The organism is Acinetobacter sp. 826659, assembly GCF_000588515.1.
GTDB lineage: Bacteria > Pseudomonadota > Gammaproteobacteria > Pseudomonadales > Moraxellaceae > Acinetobacter > Acinetobacter pittii.
On sequence record NZ_JFYD01000001.1, the window covers coordinates 325,344 to 344,523 of the forward strand.

The 19,180-nt window shown below is 38.8% G+C and carries 16 protein-coding genes; 5 read left to right on the forward strand and 11 right to left on the reverse strand.

Annotated features, from left to right (window positions below):
* Nucleotides 1-30: 30 nt before the first annotated feature.
* The 8 genes from J663_RS01590 to pepN form a co-directional block, all read right to left on the reverse strand.
* Nucleotides 31-714, reverse strand: a complete 684-nt coding sequence (locus J663_RS01590) for an SDR family NAD(P)-dependent oxidoreductase (protein ID WP_033847411.1) — start codon at nucleotides 712-714, stop codon at nucleotides 31-33.
* A gap of 9 nt (nucleotides 715-723) precedes the next feature.
* Complete coding sequence (locus tag J663_RS01595; RefSeq protein WP_033847413.1) at nucleotides 724-1,485, reverse strand: SDR family NAD(P)-dependent oxidoreductase; 762 nt, start codon at nucleotides 1,483-1,485, stop codon at nucleotides 724-726.
* Between the two features lie 7 nt (nucleotides 1,486-1,492).
* A complete protein-coding gene (locus J663_RS01600; RefSeq protein ID WP_033847414.1) occupies nucleotides 1,493-2,179 on the reverse strand; it encodes a glutathione S-transferase family protein in 687 nt (228 codons plus the stop codon).
* Nucleotides 2,180-2,407: 228 nt separating this feature from the next.
* Entirely contained in the window at nucleotides 2,408-3,427 is a 1,020-nt protein-coding gene (locus J663_RS01605; protein ID WP_033847415.1) for a spore coat U domain-containing protein, read from the reverse strand.
* Nucleotides 3,418-5,877, reverse strand: a complete 2,460-nt coding sequence (locus J663_RS01610; protein ID WP_033847417.1) for a fimbria/pilus outer membrane usher protein — start codon at nucleotides 5,875-5,877, stop codon at nucleotides 3,418-3,420. Before J663_RS01610 ends, J663_RS01605 begins: the two co-directional genes overlap by 10 nt.
* Before the next feature lie 9 nt (nucleotides 5,878-5,886).
* Nucleotides 5,887-6,591, reverse strand: a complete 705-nt coding sequence (locus tag J663_RS01615) for a molecular chaperone (RefSeq protein WP_033847419.1) — start codon at nucleotides 6,589-6,591, stop codon at nucleotides 5,887-5,889.
* Nucleotides 6,592-6,663: 72 nt separating this feature from the next.
* Nucleotides 6,664-7,200, reverse strand: coding sequence for a spore coat U domain-containing protein (locus J663_RS01620; protein WP_014207080.1), 537 nt, complete (start codon nucleotides 7,198-7,200; stop codon nucleotides 6,664-6,666).
* Nucleotides 7,201-7,778: 578 nt separating this feature from the next.
* The gene (pepN, locus tag J663_RS01625; protein WP_033847422.1) at nucleotides 7,779-10,385 is read right to left on the reverse strand and encodes an aminopeptidase N; all 2,607 of its coding nucleotides are present in this window, start codon (nucleotides 10,383-10,385) and stop codon (nucleotides 7,779-7,781) included.
* A 318-nt stretch (nucleotides 10,386-10,703) separates the two neighbouring features.
* Between pepN and J663_RS01630 the strand changes: the two genes are divergently transcribed.
* The 3 genes from J663_RS01630 (at nucleotide 10,704) to thiM (ending at nucleotide 13,133) form a co-directional block, all read left to right on the forward strand.
* A complete protein-coding gene (locus J663_RS01630) occupies nucleotides 10,704-10,961 on the forward strand; it encodes a hypothetical protein (RefSeq protein WP_002119338.1) in 258 nt (85 codons plus the stop codon).
* A gap of 151 nt (nucleotides 10,962-11,112) precedes the next feature.
* Nucleotides 11,113-12,270: a hypothetical protein gene (locus J663_RS01635; protein WP_033847424.1), complete on the forward strand. Its 1,158-nt coding sequence runs from the start codon at nucleotides 11,113-11,115 to the stop codon at nucleotides 12,268-12,270.
* A gap of 35 nt (nucleotides 12,271-12,305) precedes the next feature.
* Nucleotides 12,306-13,133, forward strand: a complete 828-nt coding sequence (gene thiM / locus J663_RS01640) for a hydroxyethylthiazole kinase (RefSeq protein ID WP_033847425.1) — start codon at nucleotides 12,306-12,308, stop codon at nucleotides 13,131-13,133.
* Between the two features lie 121 nt (nucleotides 13,134-13,254).
* On the opposite strand, the gene J663_RS01645 is transcribed toward thiM, so the two are convergent.
* Complete coding sequence (locus J663_RS01645; protein ID WP_033847426.1) at nucleotides 13,255-13,614, reverse strand: 5-carboxymethyl-2-hydroxymuconate Delta-isomerase; 360 nt, start codon at nucleotides 13,612-13,614, stop codon at nucleotides 13,255-13,257.
* A gap of 43 nt (nucleotides 13,615-13,657) precedes the next feature.
* Nucleotides 13,658-15,370: an AAA family ATPase gene (locus J663_RS01650; protein ID WP_019767620.1), complete on the reverse strand. Its 1,713-nt coding sequence runs from the start codon at nucleotides 15,368-15,370 to the stop codon at nucleotides 13,658-13,660.
* Nucleotides 15,371-15,600: 230 nt separating this feature from the next.
* On the opposite strand from J663_RS01650, the gene mdh reads away from it, so the two are divergent.
* Entirely contained in the window at nucleotides 15,601-16,773 is a 1,173-nt protein-coding gene (gene mdh, locus J663_RS01655; protein WP_033847428.1) for an iron-dependent methanol dehydrogenase, read from the forward strand.
* A gap of 196 nt (nucleotides 16,774-16,969) precedes the next feature.
* Nucleotides 16,970-17,938 carry an alpha/beta hydrolase gene (locus J663_RS01660; RefSeq protein ID WP_033847429.1) on the forward strand — a complete coding sequence of 323 codons (969 nt, stop codon included), beginning with the start codon at nucleotides 16,970-16,972 and terminating at the stop codon, nucleotides 17,936-17,938.
* Here J663_RS01660 and J663_RS01665 read toward each other — a convergent pair.
* A complete protein-coding gene (locus J663_RS01665; RefSeq protein ID WP_005068630.1) occupies nucleotides 17,935-19,125 on the reverse strand; it encodes a helix-turn-helix domain-containing protein in 1,191 nt (396 codons plus the stop codon). The genes J663_RS01660 and J663_RS01665 overlap by 4 nt on opposite strands.
* Nucleotides 19,126-19,180: the final 55 nt, after the last annotated feature.

Here is a 19,180-nt window from a genome sequence, read left to right on the forward strand (position 1 = left end):
TGTATTTCAAGAACATGTGAAAGTAAAACTTTAAGATAGGCTAAGCTCTTGGCTCCATGCAGAATCAGGTTGTTGATAGATGTGTTGGCATACTTGCTTGAGAGATGAGCTAAAGTGCTGGTCTTGCCCTTCCCATTTTTCAACCATGCAATAGGTAACATGGATGCCTTTAGGTTGAAACTCTCTCGCCAATGACTGCGCTAAAGCACGAATGCTTGCAAACATGCTTTGACTTAACACATCGTAATGGAGTGAGTTATTAAATGGAGCTCCAAGAAAAATAACTGTGCCCCGCTGTTGTTTAAGCATAGGTTTAATCACAGCTTGAGCGACACTCACGGCACTTAAACCTGTGGTCTGCCAACTGTGTTCAATCTCTTCTAAAGATAAAGCTTCGATATTTGATGAAGATGAAAAACTCGGCTGAAATACACAAAGCTCAATGATATGTCCATGACTTGAAATATAACGCAACAAGCATTTTAAATGATCTACATTCACTAAATTTAAGTGAACTACTGTCACACCATCATTTAAAGAATGAACTTGCATTTTTTTTACAGCTGAATCATGTACAACTTGATAAAGATGTAAAGGGAAATGCGCGTTTTTATCTAAAATTACAAAATCACGCTCAATCAGTTGAAGGTCATGACCAGCAACGACAACACAGCCCTGCTTTTTTTGAAATCTTTGAAATATTTTTTTTAGCATTTTAGTCTCTCAAAATTTTTCTTGATAAGGGCGTAAATCTAGCTCATGTGTCCAGAGTTGTGGAGTTTGTTGGTAAAGCATCCAATAATTTTCTGCAATGGCATCAATATTAAGTCCGCCAGTGCCACGCGTAAGACGAACTAACCGCCCCAGACCAAATAATGCTTTATTCACTCTATCGCCATCGACCATGCCATCAATAATCACATGAGCAATATGGATGCCTTGTGACTTATAGATTTGGGCTAGATTTAAGGCATAAGCTCTTAAGGCAGATTTCCCCATCGTAAAAGCTGCGAAAAAAGGTTTGCCGCGTAGAGACGCACTCGCTCCAGTAAAAATAAGCGTACCGTGATTTTGATCTTTAAAGATTTTTAGACAGCTTTGAGAAACTAAATAGGCCGATAAAAAAGTGGATTGCCACATTTGAGTAAAAAACGACAATGGGCTGCGTAAAAAGATGGAAGGAATATTTCCTCCCACATTATGAATTACAGCAGTAATGCGCTCATTTTGACTTGTAATGGTGTCAAACAAGGCTTGTACTTGATGTATATCTTCTGCATCTAAACGAAACGCTACAGCATCTCCACCATTGGAATGGATTTGGGCAGCCACTGCTTCAATTTTCTGGAAAGTACGTCCAGCAACATAAACTTTTAAGCCTTCTTTGGCGAAAAGACGACACACCGCTGCACCAATACCTTGTGATGCCCCGACGCCAATAACAACCGCACAATCTTGTTTTTTATCTAGTGTTGCTGATGTCATAGACGTTTTATCCTGTTTGTTTTTTATACCATAATGCAATAAACGGACGATTCAAAATTTCTTTACTAAATTTTTTACTGGTACGGATCACCTCACCGAGTTGAGCAACCACAGCAATGTCTGCAATGGTTTGGCTGTTTCCAACTAACCATTCACTTTGTGACAAAACCTGCTCAATACGGTCGAGATGTCGTATAAATTCTTCTTCAACATTTTCAGCTTTCATACGTCCTAAGCCTTGAAAGAATAGCTGCGTTTTTAACTCGGCTAAAATAAAACCTTTTACCATGGGCTTTTCATAAGCTGGACGACCAATGCTACTAATGCGAATCGCTTCTTCTAAAGCTTCTGAGTCATTTACGCGTAAATAGACTTCATAAAAATAAAGAGATTCATCTGCCCAATCTTCCCACAGCTCTGCAAGTGCTTTTTGATTTGGATCTTCAGGGTAAAGCCGAGGTGTGTCTGGAAAGGCTTCATCTAGATAGCGCGCGATTCGAGTGCTGTCTTGAATCCTCTGACCATTATGGTCAATGACAGGTACTTTACCCACCTTACTTAGCAGAGGAACTTTCGCTCCAAGAATGCCGTTGTAGTTAATTGTTTCGTATGGAATTCCCTTAAATCTCAAAGCCCTTGAAATTTTTTGACAAAATGGAGAAATTTCCCATTGATGTAAAATAATATTCGACATTTATTCACCTTTATTTTTAATTGCCTTTTATCTAGTTCTCTTTTAGAACTAATCAATAAATATACAGAATGTTTTTTTAAGTCAAACTATTTTTGATGACGAATAAGTTCCGAAAGCTAAGAATTATTTGATTTTTACTACTTATTTCAGAACATTTTTCAAGCGATATAATTTGAATTATAGGAAGCTCTGCCTTAAAAAGAACTTCCTATATAATAGATTAGAAAATTAATAAGTCACTGTAACAACAACACTATCAGAATAGACGCCAGGTCTACTTGCAATGGCGGTACCTTGCGGAATCTTTCCATAAACTGTAGTCGTTTGAGCGCTTCCTGTACCTGTTTTTGAGACTCCCCCTGTTCCCCCAACATTTGTTACGCCTCCCGTGGCATCCCATACCGTACTATAGTTAGAATCTTTATATAGCTGATAGGGAATAAATTCATTATTACTATTGATCATACGCCTAAAGCCCCCAGCTATACGGTTGTTTCCATCCCCTAAATAAATACTATATGGCGTTCCAAAATTACAGGTCGTATTCACTGCTCCTTGCGCTGTGTAATCACGACTCGTTGTACTAATATCATTGATATTTCCAAAATCAACAGTTGAGGTTGAGTTTAATTGGCAAAGACTTGGGACCACAAAGTTTGCTGTTAGCAATGTATCGCCTGAATCCCAGCCACCAAGTAAATCACCACATGACAAACCCAAAAGATCCATATCCCAATACAACCGAACCGAAGCCGTATATGTTCCTTGAGGGTATGCAATGAGAGACCCCGTTCGAGCTGGTACTTTTATATTTACCGAGTAACTCACAATATTATTTGATGCGACTGTTGCTACTGGGCCATACCACACATTGGAGGTTTGGTTTGTGGTAGAAGACCCAGCTCCACCTACAGTTGCAGTAACCGTATACGGTAATGAAACACTGTTAATTGCATTTGTGGTTCCCGTAAATACGGTTTTCATACACATGAAATTAGAAATCTGGGGAAGTCCTAAATTCGTACAAGTAATTGTTCCTGAAAGGTTTACGGTTGCATCACTATTAATATTTGCTGCTGTGTAGGTAAAAGTGTTATTTGTGGTCCCACTTACCGTACAAGCTGCATGTGCCGGACTAAAAAATGCATAAACGAGATAAAATAAGCAAATGCCTACAAAATATTTTAAAAACAATGGAAAAAACTTATAGCTCTCTATTTGAGCCTTATTCATAATATTTAATGACATACATAAGGTCCCAATTTTTTAGTTGAGTACTGATTACTGTTATAGGTGAAGTCAACTTGGCAGGAGCCATGATCAAGAAGATCGACTTCAAGTTTGTTTTGCTTTAAAAGATTTGGAATAAACACTTCACCGTCGTAGCCAACCACCCCATCTTGCTGACCATTAATTCGAACGGTATAACCCGGCATTAACGGTGAGTTGTTTTGATCAACCAGTTTCACTAATCCCGAAATGACCCGATGAGCACCGAAGTCAACCAAAGTTCCTTGACGGTAACCCACCACTGTTTTTTGATCTGTAGATTTAACATTCCAATTCAGAGGAAGATACGATGGATCTAAATAAATATGGTTCACTTGATATGGCATGAGACTAGGAATCAGAAACCTTCCAGACTTGTCAGTTTCTCCCAGATTAACACCGCCATTTATAATTTGACTTTGCGGCCCTGCATTGGTTACGACCGCATAGCCCTCTCCTATTTCATTGGCCGCAAAGATGCGTCCCGCTGCCGCAACCAATGATCCTGTCGCCGAAACTGCAACCTGATCATTATCCCCAAATCGGTTATATCGCCCTGTCAGGTAAGCTGCTCGGGCACGGTAAGAGGCATAGACCGATGCATTGTTTTCATTGGCATCCTGATCGCGCTCAACATAGCCACCCCAGCCAAATGAACCAATTTGGGGTTCTGACAAACCGAATATTTCTTGGCGGTACCGTAGGCTACCGCTGTCACTAGATACACTCGTGATCGCATTCACTTTACTGGATGGTGTATATCTCAGCGCAAAGTAAACTCCATAGTCCTTATGGTTTTCATAATCTTTATAAGCTGATGCATAAAAACCCCAGTTCTTGTCCAGACTTCCACTTAAATTGGTAGACAGTAATTTATAGGAGTTGTCACTATATTTGATCTGGTTATAGCCCAGATAAACCCCATAGCCTGCATAAAAGTTATAATTAATCCCTGCCCTAAAAATCTCATCGGCCAGTGCACTGTAGTTCAGGTAGTTCTGTGACTCGGCATTGATCTGGTTATCTTTTAAATATCTCACTTGAGATACACGGGCTAGGTCAAAATAGTTATCAAATACTTTACGGTAACTGGTGTTAAATGAAATATTTTTACTGATGCGCCCTTCTAAACCCAGCAAGGTAGAATAGCCGTTTTCATCTTTATATTGGCTCACTGCAATGTCAGCATTGATCACCCCAGTCCCCAAAACATTCTTGGCAAATCCTGTGCCGAGGTTCGACAGGCCATCTGTCGAAGTCTCTGCTCCACCGCTTAAGGTCAGTGAGTTACTGTAGCCGTATCGGATCGCACCCGAGGCAAAGGTGGCATCATCATAATCGTTTGAATCGAGTCCATAGTTATAACGTGGAACCCCCACATCTACTGAAAACTCATTAATACCTTTTGCCAGAATCTTGGATGAAAAATAGTAAGGCTTTTTGGTAATGCTCTGCTGTCCCGTTGCATCGGTGGTCACAAGGGTGACTTCATTTCCTGAAATAAACGGAAGCTGTTTAATATCAAATGGACCAGATGGGACTAACCCTGAATAAATCTTTTGCTGGTTGACGTATAAATCCAGTGTTGAAGGCAGTGCTGCCGAGCCGGAAAATTGCGGGAGTGCTGAGGTGACAATATCACCGCGTTGACTATAAGCACTCGACCACTGAAAACCGGCAAGACGGACACTGCTTCCCCAATCCGGGCTATTGGAAATAAAGTCCCCTAGGGTATATATCCTGATCTTTTCAGGGTCTACATACTGCCACTTACTTTCCAGTCGTACCCATTTTTCATGACTATAACTATTTTCACTACTACCGTTATATAAAACCCCTGATGAGAAGTTACCGATTGAGCTATTAAAGATCCCCTCAGCCGTACCTGAGAAAACGTTCTCGTCATTGGTTATGGTGTTATACAGACTGTAGTTCAAAATAGCCGCGTTTAAGGGTTTCATCTTTAGCAATTGTGGGCTAGTGACCTGCTGGCCACTTAAGTCGACGGAGTAACCCGTTAACATGTTCGACGGAACTTTTAGGTTTAAAGACTGCTCATTTTCGATATATTTAAACTGGATTCCGTTTAGATCATTAATACACACCCACTGGTTATCTGGGATATGTTCATCCATTTTTAGTCTTAAAGTTTTTAAGGCACTAGAACGAATATATAGTTTTCCATCCTTAGATTGCTTTACAGCAACCAAATCTTCAGAAGCATTTGAGTTAATCGAAATATTTAAAAATAGATGAATGAAATTAAGATATTGCTCCTGCTCATTCGTTCCTACGTGTTTATATTTATTATCGTTACCAACAGATTTAGGAACACTCGGAACTGCAGTATTCGTATGATCTAATAACTGTTCGGCAAAAGAATACGTAGGAAAATACGCAACACATAAGACACCTATAATGTATTTCATATAAGCCTCTTAAAGTGTGGTTTTCTTACCATTAACTGTTAGAGATACGCTGTATTTATGATTTGGTTGATAGGTAAAGTTACTAATCGAGTAACTTTTCGACTTCTCCGCAAGAATATAACCATTCACAGTATTTACTTTAATGGGATAACTTTTATTCGCAGTTGTATCAACAAGCGTTAGACTATTTAACAGCGCATGTCGGTTACCTATATTGCTAATATTTAAAGAAGGTGTATTCTGGTTAACATCAATTTTCCAACTCAGTTTGGTAATTGCATCTTTATTGACAATAAATACAGGTAATGATGAGCGAAGTAATACATTTACTCCCTGAGCTGCTTTACGGCTATCAATTGGTTTTGGTAACTCATCAATAATAATACGATAAGTTTTTTCACCAGAAATAGGTTCTGGATTAATCCTAACTACACGCAAGTTATAAGAATCATTAGGTTGTAGTTTTAAAAATGGTGGACTAACTACAATCTCATCCGTAGAGATTAATTGATCTTGCCCAGCATTTTGTCTCCACTCAAATACACGCACCTGTAAATCAGCACTTTCATTTGACTGATTATATAAACTAATTGAAGCAGCATTTTGATTACTTAATATTTCTACATTTACAGGTGAAAGACGGATTGTTGCGGCGTTAATAGAGCTAGATAAAGATAAGAATAGTCCCGTAATAATAAAAATATTTTTTTTCATGATTTGCTCAAATATAACTTTTTAATGTATTAGCCCTTTCAAAAGGGCTAACGTAATTCTAATTTATGCAAATTAATAAGTTACTGTAACAGTCACACTGTCAACATAGCTACCAGCACTTGGTAAAGTTGTTCCTGCAGGAATACGACCATACACATTTACAGTTTGAACATTACCCGTTCCGGTCCCACTGTAGGCAGTCGTTGCAATACCAATTGCTGTGGCACGTCCTGTGTCAGAGAAAAGGTTGTAAGGAATATATTCATTGCTAGTCGCCCCACCGATCATGCGACGTTGGGTTGATAAAACATTCTGACCACCATCAAATGACAAAGTCCATGGTACAGTATTATTACAAAGGACTTTAATTGAGGTACCACCAGTCGTTGTGGTATCTGCATCAACATTACCAGCAAGTGAACTTAAAGTGCCAAAATCTAAAACGGCATTTGTTGTCGTGCCAGTTGCAGAGGTATTCAATACACAACTATTCGTTACTGTTGCTCTAACAGTTAATGTACCTGTTGCTGTAGCTGCATTTGCCGCATTGAGAGAAAATACTCCTGCAACAACTGCTGATAAATAAATAAAAGTCTTTTTCATGGCCAAAACCTTTTAAACTAAATTGTCGAATTAATAGATATAAAAAATTTAACCCTTATTCTTACAATCATTTTTATTTGACTGCTCTTTTAAAGCTTATTTTTTTATCCTACTTTCCAACATAATACATAAAAATAAATAAAATGCATGTTCACATTATTATTTTAATTTCTAATCAATAAAACAAATTTACCTAAACCTATCTTACGGATACAAAAAAACAATATTTACAAAATATAAATATTTGATTTAAATAATTTTAATAAAAACACTAGAAAAAATATTAAGATAAATTTAAATAAATATTTCAAAATTTAGCTAACTTTAAAAAATTAAATAATTTTCAAGAGCCAATTTATTTTTTATATTATTTATCTCTTTAATTTTCATTTTACATTATTTCTTAAAAGTGCACCTTCAGAAAATTATTAGAGATTATAATTTATATAAAAATAAAATGATAAAACTTGATCTACAGATGAACTATAACAAGGATAGTTTTATTTATTTTAAATCTTGAAGAGCTATGAGATATAAAAAAATAAAGGCCTCTTTAGAGACCTTTATTTAGTAAGTTTAAATAATTAAACGGTCAGCATGCTATTTAAAGTTTCAGAAACATTTTTCGATTTCACTTTAGGCTGCAATGCTTGTAAAGCTTGTTGCACTTGAGTACGCTGAGGCTCGGCAAGCGTATACCAACGTGACAATACCTGTAATAGACGCGAACCTAAAATTGGGTTCTTTTCATCTAGATATTGTGCAAGGTTAATAAAGTGAGCGACACCAAAGCCCCAAGTATTTTCAGGGTTATTTGACAAGCCCCCACTTACGGCGCGAATACGGTTTGGCGTCGTGAGGTCATAATCAGGATGCTGAGTAAGATATTCAATCGTCTCAACAGTGGCATTTGGATTTGCTGCCTGAATCATAAACCATTGATCTAAAGACAATGCTTCATCTTTAAAACGGTCATAGAAATCAGCTAGGGCAGCTTGAGCTTGAGGTGCATTTTGCCAAACTAATACACGTAACGCACCTAAACGTTCAGACATATTGCCTGTGTTTTGATATTGGACATGTGCTAATTCAAATGCAGTTTGGTCGCCCTGACGAGCCATCATCATCAACATGATATTTTTTAATGCACGAACGCCCATGGCTAAAGAGAATTCTTTTTGCAAGTCTGGGTCAAGTGTAAGGTAAGTATCTTTCCAGAATGAACCCAACTCTTGTGCTAAACGATTAAGCAAGGCTTCACGTTTTACATGAATATCTGCTGGTGCATAGTTCTGATCAATACGACTACCCAAATAACCTTCACTTGGTACATCAAACAAACGTGATGCTAAAAGCGGGTCACGACCAACCAACTCAGGCAATGTGCTTTGAATAGCTTGAATGTAAGCATCTGCAGAATGGTCTTCTAGCAAAATACGTTCAAGTAAGGTTTGTGTTGCTTGCCATTGGTTGAAACCGTTTGTTTCATGTTGAATTAAGAATGCTAATTCTTCATCACTGTAATCAAATACAAGATTTACAGGTGCAGAGAAATTACGTAGTAGTGAAACAACAGGTTGCTCAGTTACCCCTGTAAACTCAATAGTTGCCTCATCTTGGTCAAACAAGTACACGCCATCTTTAACATCATTTACGAATAGACTGTTACTGTGCAATGTATATTGCTCCCCTGTTTGAGCGTTAAAAAGCGCTAAAGCAACAGGAATTGGAACAGCTTTTAAGTTTGGATATTTCGGATGCGCTTTTAGGCTTTGTTTAAAGCTTAAACGGTATGTTTGTGCCGCTGCATTATATTCACCTTTTGCTTCAAGCTTTGGCGTACCAGGTTGGTTGTACCAAGTTAAAAATGCTGATAAATCGACACCTGAACCTGCAGATAATGCAGCAACCCAGTCTTCTACTGTTACGGCTTGTCCATCATGACGGCGGAAATATTCATCGGTTCCTTGACGGTATTTTTCTTTACCGAGTAAGGTCGACATCATGCGGTTAATTTCCGCACCTTTTTCATAGACTGTAGCTGTGTAGAAGTTATTAATTTCTACAAAGTGATCTGGACGCGGTGGATGCGACAATGGACCAGCATCTTCAGGGAATTGATGCGATTTAAGTACCGCAACATCATCAATACGTTGAACCGCAGCAGATTGTAAATCTTCAGAGAAAGACTGATCACGGAATACCGTTAAACCTTCTTTTAAGCACAGCTGGAACCAGTCACGGCAAGTAATACGGTTCCCTGTCCAGTTATGGAAATATTCATGCGCAATCACAGACTGTACTCGCATAATCGCTGCATCAGTTGTATATTCTTCATCGGCAAGCACACATGAAGTATTAAAGATATTTAAACCTTTATTTTCCATTGCACCCATGTTGAACTGGCTCACCGCAACAATCATATAGTTGTCGAGGTCATAAGCACGGCCATAGTGTTCTTCATCCCAACGCATTGAATGCTTTAATGCTTCCATCGCGATATGGCATTTTGGAATGTCTTTCTCGATTGCATAGATTTCTAAAGCAACATCGCGCCCTTCAGACGTGGTATAGCGGTCTTTAAGAACAGCTAAATCACCAATAACACAAGCAAACAAGTAGCTTGGTTTTTTAGTCGGGTCTTGCCAGATCGCAAAGTGGCGGTTTTCACCCACCTCACCTGTTTCAAGCAAATTACCATTGGCAAGTAACACTGGATATTTTTTGTCTGCTTCTACACGTGTCGTAAAGACTGAAAGAACATCTGGACGGTCTGGATAGAATGTAATTTTGCGGAAACCTTCAGGTTCATTCTGGGTTACAAACAATTCATCTGCTTTATATAAACCTTCAAGCTGAGTGTTGGTTTCAGGATGAATAATCACTTGAGTCTGTAAAATGACTTCATCTGGTGCATCAGTGATCACCAGTTGTTCACTGTCGAGTGAATATTGTGCAGGAGTAAGATCTTGACCATTGAGCTGAATAGATTGCAATTCAAGATCACGGCCCAATAACACCAAGTCTCCAGCAGTTTGACGCTTCATGACTAATGTTGAATCAACAATTGTTTTATCGTCATATACTTGAATATCAAGATTAATGGATTCAACCAAGAATGAAGGTTTTTGATAATCTTTTAAATAAACTGTTTGATCTGCCTGAACTGGAGGCTGCGCCGCAATATTCATCTTTATTCCTTATATACTTTTCGGAAACCGTTGTACGAATTTTATGAACTTGATCATACACATTCATACATACCGTGTTTGTTTACCTTTATAAAATTAATGGGACTTCATTTATACATTTCAAATTAGAATCGTCTTTTATTAGCACAGATTAGACCAAATTTACGATAATCGTTGCTTATATAATCAATCTATACAATAAAAATAAAACAACTTCAGCTTTTAACATTTTTTAGAGTCAGCTTACATTTTGGGCATGGTTCTTGCCTTCATTAATACACCAATATAAATATTTCAATCAGAACAAGAGGTGTCAGTATGGAATTAAAAGCACATTTTCATCGTTTAGAAAATATTAAAGCGATTCATGATCTAAACGCAGCAGGTCTCGATCACCATGTGATTGCGGTGTTTTTATCTGCAGAAGGTATTTCAATGACTGCTCAGGAGGTAACTTCTATCGTCAATACTTACGACGCTTTAGGTAAAGTAAAATTACCAAGTAAAAAAGTGCAGGCCCTTATTAATGCCAAAAAGCTTGGACAGAATGATGAGAGCTTGCCGTGCCCTGTTTAATTTTAAATTTTAACCCCTTATGAAAACCTAAAGTTAAGACAAAGATTTTAGGTTTTCTATTTTTGCATCAAACAAAAAGACAATCTCAGCTATCGGCAATGCGGCTGTGTATAATAAGTCAATCATGATAGTTTTAAACGTTCGGAGCAAAATGGTCTTACAAATTCTACAGAAACAGCTAGATGAAAGTAGCCATTGTCCTCTCTGCCAAGCTTCAATGTACTGGGTAGATGCCGAGCAATTTGAACAAGACATTCAGTTTCATGAATGCAGTCATTGTCAGCACCGTGTATTTAAAGATACGAAAATGACTTGTCATTGTGAAACATGCACAAAACAACGAAAAAAGCTTTTACAGCAAACACGCCTACAAGAACAACGCCAGTTCAAGTCAAAAGAGCAACCACAACGTAGTTTGGAACAACTTAGTTTTTTGCATAAACTTTTTTTACTCAGCCTGCTCGACGATTATGCACGAGACGATGTTGCTCATGATGAATACATTCACTGGGACCAAATTAAATATCAGTCCATTACTCCGAACTGGATGTTTCAAAACTATCTGATTAAGCAACTCCATAAAGATGGAATTTTAAATGCCCAAGATCAAGCGGATGAACCTCAGTGCTTTTATTTAAACATTCGCTTGGACGGTTATAGTGACCCAAGTTTATTTAGTGTAGCCCAGCAACTACGCTACTGGTTTTATGAAAATTTAAGTCTTGGTATCCCGTTTCGTAGTGCCGATGAAGTAAAAGACGTACTTTTTCAGGTGCTCTATCAAGAGATTATTCAGTTTATGCAGTTCTATTGCCGAACTTGGGGCATTCAAATTGCAGGAAGCTCTAATTTTCAAACTTTTTGCTATCGTTTAATGGATTCATTGGCAATTGGTCAGATTTATTATTTAATTCAAACCGCACTTGAGTATCTTTATAAACAGAAAGCCCTACAGCCGCGTAATGAAAAATTTATTAACACCAATTTGTTAAAGAAAACCTTAGAGCAATATCGTGAGAGAGCCTTAGCTGAAAAGTGGGAAACCTCAATGTTGCCTCGTCCTCACAATATTCCCTACAGTAAAATGAGTTATATTTTACTTAACCGCTTCTTAGGTTACGACGAACAGATCTTTGTACAACCTGTCTGGAAAGCATGGCGAAAAATTGAACCTCGATTAAACTTTTATTCAGTTAAACGTTGTATGCATTGTGGTTCAAACGATTTAAGTGTTGATTATGATGCGGCAGATTATGTTTCTTTGATTTGCCAAAGATGTAAGCATCAAGATCATTATTTTACTCACTAAATCTACAATCACTTTGGCTTAATAAGGATAATAATATGACATCAGCATCGACTTTGATTGAGCAGGTAATTGACGCTTGGCAAAACATGCAGGCAAAAACTCCTCTTGTGCAATGCATTACCAATAGTGTTGCGGCCAACTATACAGCCAATGTTTTACTTGCTTCTGGTGCTTCCCCTGCCATGATTGATAATCCTTATGAAGCAGAAAGTTTTACCAAAATTTCATCGGCTTTAAGCATTAATTTGGGCACACCTACTTCAGAGCAAATGCAAGCCATGCAAATATCTGCCAAGACTGCACAGCTCAATGGCATTCCATGGGTGCTTGATCCAGTCGGCTATGGACCAATTTTAGCTTGGCGTAGTCAAATGACAGACGAGCTTTTACAGTTCAAGCCAAGCATTATTCGTGGTAATGCCTCAGAAATTAGTACGCTTGCAGGCAACCAAGTTCAATCTAAAGGTGTCGATAGTACTTTAAGCAGTGATCAGGCCTATCAACAAGCCTATGCACTATTAGCACATGCGGACTGTATCGCTATTTCAGGTGAGTCAGATTATATTTTATCTAAAGAATTAGACACCGTTATTCAAGTAAACGGCGGAAGCCCTTTACAGCCCAAAATCACAGCAACAGGATGCGCTTTAGGTGCGTTAATCGCAGCATATAGCGCTGTGACGACGCCAACAATTGCTGCTCTTTCAGCTCATGTTCATTTTGCGATTGCGGGTAAACTTGCTGCAAATCAAGCGCAAACTATGGGAAGTTTTAGCACCATCTTCATGGATTACATCCACATGCTAGATGACAACTTGATTGAGCAATATGCAGATATTAAGCTTTTAGAGATACAGGCATAATCTAGGTTATACCTGTATCACGCTAGACTCACTTTAAAAGTAAGTAGATGTCTGTTCATTCGATAGCACTACTTTACATAGTGCGAATCTCTATTCTTAATCGAAATTGCGCTTTTTAATGTTATACAACTTGCTTGAAATAATCTTCTCTTGGCATATCTACAAGCTCAACGCACAATTGAATTTCTTTATTAAACTCTTGTTGTAGATATTTTTTGTTGCTGAGTGCCGCTAATAACTGCTCACCCATAAGCTGTTTTTGTTCAGCCATTCTTCCTGACAAAATGTAGGCTTTTACATGGATATAAGCCTGTTCCTCTCCCAAACCTATGAGGAAAACATCATCTTTACGCGCACGGCTTTTAATGTCTTCTGGACTAAATAGCTCTGTTTCAATCAGTGTGGTATTAATTTCTTCAAGTAATTGTTTTGCGTTTAATCCAGTTAAGTTTTCTGAATAATCAACTACAACGTGCGGCATAGCCACCTCAATTTATATAATAAGTCATTAAGCGAATTAAACTTTATTCAATAAATAATAAAGCTAATCGGACCTGATCATATCCCATTCGAGGACTGGTTGCTTCAACAATTGGTCTTAGTTTGATCGAACCATCATCAGAAAAATGATCTGGATTTTGGCGCTTTTTCAACTTCTTATAAATTTTGCGAATTTCTTCGACCACCTCTTCACCCGGATGGGCAACCGAAATATCTAACTTTTGCTCTTTATGCAGTCGAGCCAAGTGATTAATAATTGTCGCTGGGGTTAAACCACGTTCATGCGCGATGTCTTCAATCTCATAGCCTTCTTCAAACAAAACACGTGTCTCGTCTAGCGTTGCCGTAGCGTAATTTTGCTTGCCACCTTTTGCGAGTTTCTTCTCATTACGAGAAATCTCAGTTTCATTCAAGGTGCCACCACAGTGACGAATAAACGCTTTATGCTGAGCAGTTAAATCTACATCTGCAAAGTTGTCTTCGGCCTCTTTTGAAAGTTCTTGGAAACGGCGATCGGCTTTGACAGCTAAACTATCTAACTCTAAAGCTTGCTCGTTAATCCCTAATAGCTTTAACCCAGTTAAAGATTTTAAGCGCGACAATGCAACATAACCCTGACCTTTTTCAAAGGTATTCATAAGGTTAATTTCAGCGGCTTCTAAAGTCATCCCTTGGCTTTTATGAATAGTAATCGCCCACGCCAAACGAAGCGGAATTTGCTGAAAACTTGCAATCACTTTGCCTGCTTCATTTTCAACGGACCACGTTTCAGGAGCAACCAGCAAAGTCGTGCCATCAGTCAGTTTTACTTTCGGCAGTAAGCCATTTTCGTCATCTTCCTCAAAGCCGATGACTTCACCCAAACTTCCGTTGATATAGCCCATATCAAAGTTATTTTTTACAAACATGACTTTGGCATGCTTTTTAAGTGTGAGTTCTTCTGGCGCACGTACTGAAGATTTTAAAGTTTCTAATAATTTTTCATTACCATCTAAAACAGCATTGAATTGATGCCCTTCATTATCAATTTCATTTAAATGCTGATAATTGATATTGTCGACATCCATATTGTGTGTATAAAGACGAGTAAAGGTCTCACCAATATCGTGCGCACGTGATTGACGCAGTGCTTGCAAATGATCGGGTTGAATATTTTGCGCGCGAATAGCGTTTAAAATCTGATTCAGAATTTCATCATCTTGACGGTGTTGTTCTGTTAAATAACATACGCGGAATTTGGCTTCGACCCATGCATCTGACATAAAGCAGAACTTGTCACGATTGGCTTCACCATTACGTCCTACAGGCGGTAACTGGAAGAAATCTCCAGCCACAATGACTTGAATACCACCAAATGCTTCGTCGCTTTCTTTAAAATATTTTAGGACTTGATTGACCAGATTAAGCTGCTTCGCATGTAGCATCGAGATTTCATCAATCACAAGAACTTGCGCATTTTCAAGGTGTTCCTTGAGATATTTACGCTCTTTCATGCGTTTTAGATCATCGTCAGTTAACAGATCTTTAATGCCAATGCCAGCCCATGTATGAATGGTCATACCGTTCATATGTGTTGCTGCAATACCTGTAGACGCCGTAATTGCCACAGGCACTTTACGTGCTTTGAGGTATTGGATGTACTGATTAAGTGTATAGGTTTTCCCTGCACCAGCCGAACCGGTTAAAAAGACATTTTCACCTGCTTTAAGCAGTTTAAGCGCAGTTTCCTGTTTCATAATCTCATATGTACATCTTCAACAGCCCATAGCTTAACGATTTTCCCGAAAAAATTAAATGAATGTGCCAAACTTTCTAAAAAGTACTTATAAATCAAAAATTAAAAGCAAAATAACATTTGGTAGGTTTTTGGTAGGTAGGAAAATAAACTTCACATCACAATACTAAGGCCATGGTGAGGCTCACCTGTAATAACAAACAATGGATTTATGGAAGAAGGAATCACTCCATGGCTTTTAAAAATATTGCAGATCAAACAAACGGTTTTTATATTCCATGCGTATCACTCTTTGGACCAGGATGTGCTAAAGAAATTGGTACAAAGGCACAAAACCTCGGCGCAAAAAAAGCATTAATTGTGACCGATGAAGGCTTATTTAAATTTGGTGTTGCAGACCTTATCGCGAACTATTTAACTGAAGCAGGCGTTGCAAGCCATATATTCCCAGGCGCAGAACCTAACCCAACCGATATTAATGTTCATAATGGCGTAAATGCCTATAACGAAAATGGCTGTGACTTTATTGTCTCTCTAGGTGGCGGTTCATCTCACGACTGTGCAAAAGGGATTGGTTTAGTCACTGCGGGTGGTGGTCATATTCGCGACTACGAAGGTATTGATAAAAGTAAAGTCCCGATGACGCCATTGATTGCAGTGAATACAACGGCTGGTACGGCATCTGAAATGACTCGTTTCTGTATTATCACCAATACCGATACTCACGTGAAAATGGCGATTGTTGACTGGCGTTGTACCCCACTCATTGCGATCGATGACCCGAAACTCATGATTGCAAAACCGGCTGGTTTAACCGCTGCAACAGGTATGGATGCATTAACCCATGCAGTTGAGGCATATGTTTCTACGGCGGCAAACCCAATTACTGATGCGTGTGCAGAAAAAGCAATTACGATGATTAGTCAATGGTTACAACCTGCTGTCGCAAATGGTGAAAACATCGAAGCGCGTGATGCAATGAGCTATGCACAATATTTGGCTGGCATGGCATTTAACAACGCATCTTTAGGTTATGTTCACGCAATGGCGCACCAGTTGGGCGGTTTCTACAACCTACCTCACGGCGTATGTAATGCAATCTTGTTACCACACGTCTGTGAATTTAACTTAATTGCTTGCCCAGATCGCTACGCAAAAATCGCAGAGTTAATGGGTGTAAATACTCACGGACTCACCGTAACAGAAGCTGGCTATGCCGCAATTGATGCCATTCGCAAACTTTCTTCATCAATTGGTATTCCATCTGGTTTAACCGAGCTTGGTGTAAAAACTGAAGACCTTGCAGTGATGGCAGATAATGCTCAAAAAGATGCATGCATGCTCACCAACCCTCGTAAAGCAAATCATGCACAAGTTGTAGAGATTTTCAAAGCAGCACTTTAATACTGATGTAATGGCATATCCCTCTAGTAAGTCAAATCCCTCCGACCGTTGACTTACTTTTTTGGGGAATATTTAGCTCCAGCGGTATTCCCTTTTTTTTAGAACCTATACTCCAACCTTCTCTAAACCTGATTGACAATTCGCCCATTTCATTGAAGGATACTCTGCATGTCTTAATTACAATAGCTCGATAAAAATGAATACATCTTTAGCTAATCAAACTTATGTTCCAGATATTTTAGGCACGGGTTACGAACAGCTCACACTTAGTTTTCCTAATGATTATGAAGGGAAAGTTGTAGCCACCTTAGTGCGTAAAAAAGCCTCTCAATCTACTCAAAAAGCCGTGCTGTATATTCATGGTTTTTTAGATTATTTCTTTCAAACCGAAATGGCTGAGCAATTCAATGCTCATGGTTATGACTTCTATGCACTTGATTTAAGAAAATATGGCCGCTCAAAGCTGCCTCATCAAATTTTCTATAATGTGCTTGATTTAAAAGAATATGATGCCGAAATTACTCAAGCATTAGAGATTATTGGCGAAGAGCAACACGCTCAGGTTTTACTCGCAGGTCATTCAACTGGTGGTTTGACAGCAACACTTTATGCTGCCCATCATCCAGATCATCCTCTTATTAAAGCGCTCTGGGCGAATAGTCCATTTTACGATTTTAATTTAAGCTTAGTCGAAAAGAAATTTGGTATTCCAATGCTCAGTCGAATAGGAAAATATCTGCCAAAAGTTAAATTTCCAAGTCAATTAAATAAATGGTATACCACCAGTCTTCACAAGCAACTCAAAGGCGAATGGGAGTTCAATCTTGACTGGAAACCGACCTCTGCCCCTACAGTTCAGCTCAGCTTTGTACATGCGATTCATACGGCGCAAAAAGAGATTCACCGCGGAGTTAAACTGAACGTTCCCGCACTGATTATGCATTCGCATCAAACTAAAAATCCAAAAAAATGGGGAATAGATGCGACTCAAAGTGATGTGATTTTAGATGTTAAAGACATTGAAAAACATGGTAAAAAAATTAAAGGCGATGTTTCTATAGTCTCTATTCACAATGGGTTGCATGACTTAGTCCTTTCGGCCCAGCCAGTACGAGAACAAGTCTATCAACAATTGTTCCAGTGGCTGGATCAAAAAATTACTTAACTAAGCTTAGGTGAGTCAAGGTATTTCACCAGCAGTTGATGCGCAGGATGTTCGCTCGGTAATAGCTCCATAAGGCGTTCTACCGCATCAATTGCTTCAGGGAAATGAGCTAAATGCTTTAACAGTAAATCTGTTTCTTGGGTTTTAAAAATTGCATCGCTCAAGCGTGATTCAAGGCAGTCGCGCCATGCGCATAAAAATGGACTTTCAGTTTTAGCCAGAAATACACCTGTGTAAAGCTGTAAAGCAGAGGCTGCATATCCCGCATCGAGTGCTTGTTCAGCTTGTAAGAAATCAGCTTCAACATGCACAAGCAGACGATATGGACGTGAACCAAGCAAACCACCCAAAATATCTCGTAGTTGAGACATTTCAGCTTTAAGCGTACCCATACTGACTTTACGTTCGCCATAGAGTGCCTGATAAAGATGCTCTAAAGTTAAACCATGCGGACATAGTGCCAATATGGTTAAAATTTCAATTTGACGCGGCGTTAATAATAAGCTTTTGCCGTTAAATTTAACTTGCGGCGTCGAAAATGCACGAATATGTAACTGTTGACGCTGCTGCTCTAGCAAAGCAGATTGAATAATGGATGCACAACGTTCAGCAGCCAGAATTCCTAAACTATTATGGTTCTTCCATGTGGTTGATAAATCAACAACACCTAGCGTTTGTTTTGAATATGGATCGATAATCGGCGCGGCATAACACACCCAATCATGAATCGACTCCATGTAATGTTCATTTGAAAAAACACAGCTTGATTGTTGAGTTTTTAAAGATAAAGCCAAGGCATTCGTACCAACAAATTCTTCACGCCATTGACCACCCTGTACAAAATGTACACGCTCAGCAGCACTTTGCATTTGTGCACTTGGTGCCGTCCAGATAATGGTACTGCCGATATCACCGACAGCAATTACCATTGAAGATTGCTCTGCAATATGACGTAAGTCGTCGGCACATTGGCTTAAAGCCATATCTAAAGCATTTTGTGAAGCAGTTTTTTTCTCGACTAATGGAGCCGCAAAACGCTCTTTAGGAATCGCGGCAGAAGCCGATCGTTCCCACGAGCTTGCAATACTTTGGCCGAGTTTGGCAGCGTTCTGAGGAGAGAGACTATTTTGCGTGCGCAGTTGATCAATCAACGTCCGTTGCTGCAATAAATCCTTTTTTGTGAACATTTGTAAATTCCTTATATATCCACATTTCTATTCCAACCTTTCTCCAACCTTCTTA

Excerpts from the sequence above, each read along its gene's own strand:
- J663_RS01615 (WP_033847419.1), bottom strand. The coding sequence starts at position 6,591 with ATGAAAAAAAATATTTTTATTATTACGGGACTATTCTTATCTTTATCT.
- J663_RS01610 (WP_033847417.1), bottom strand. The coding sequence starts at position 5,877 with ATGAAATACATTATAGGTGTCTTATGTGTTGCGTATTTTCCTACGTAT.
- mdh (WP_033847428.1), top strand. The coding sequence starts at position 15,601 with ATGGCTTTTAAAAATATTGCAGATCAAACAAACGGTTTTTATATTCCA.
- J663_RS01650 (WP_019767620.1), bottom strand. The coding sequence starts at position 15,370 with ATGAAACAGGAAACTGCGCTTAAACTGCTTAAAGCAGGTGAAAATGTC.
- thiM (WP_033847425.1), top strand. The coding sequence starts at position 12,306 with ATGACATCAGCATCGACTTTGATTGAGCAGGTAATTGACGCTTGGCAA.
- J663_RS01595 (WP_033847413.1), bottom strand. The coding sequence starts at position 1,485 with ATGACATCAGCAACACTAGATAAAAAACAAGATTGTGCGGTTGTTATT.
- J663_RS01665 (WP_005068630.1), bottom strand. The coding sequence starts at position 19,125 with ATGTTCACAAAAAAGGATTTATTGCAGCAACGGACGTTGATTGATCAA.
- J663_RS01645 (WP_033847426.1), bottom strand. The coding sequence starts at position 13,614 with ATGCCGCACGTTGTAGTTGATTATTCAGAAAACTTAACTGGATTAAAC.
- J663_RS01630 (WP_002119338.1), top strand. The coding sequence starts at position 10,704 with ATGGAATTAAAAGCACATTTTCATCGTTTAGAAAATATTAAAGCGATT.
- J663_RS01590 (WP_033847411.1), bottom strand. The coding sequence starts at position 714 with ATGCTAAAAAAAATATTTCAAAGATTTCAAAAAAAGCAGGGCTGTGTT.
- pepN (WP_033847422.1), bottom strand. The coding sequence starts at position 10,385 with ATGAATATTGCGGCGCAGCCTCCAGTTCAGGCAGATCAAACAGTTTAT.
- J663_RS01605 (WP_033847415.1), bottom strand. The coding sequence starts at position 3,427 with ATGTCATTAAATATTATGAATAAGGCTCAAATAGAGAGCTATAAGTTT.
- J663_RS01635 (WP_033847424.1), top strand. The coding sequence starts at position 11,113 with ATGGTCTTACAAATTCTACAGAAACAGCTAGATGAAAGTAGCCATTGT.
- J663_RS01600 (WP_033847414.1), bottom strand. The coding sequence starts at position 2,179 with ATGTCGAATATTATTTTACATCAATGGGAAATTTCTCCATTTTGTCAA.
- J663_RS01660 (WP_033847429.1), top strand. The coding sequence starts at position 16,970 with ATGAATACATCTTTAGCTAATCAAACTTATGTTCCAGATATTTTAGGC.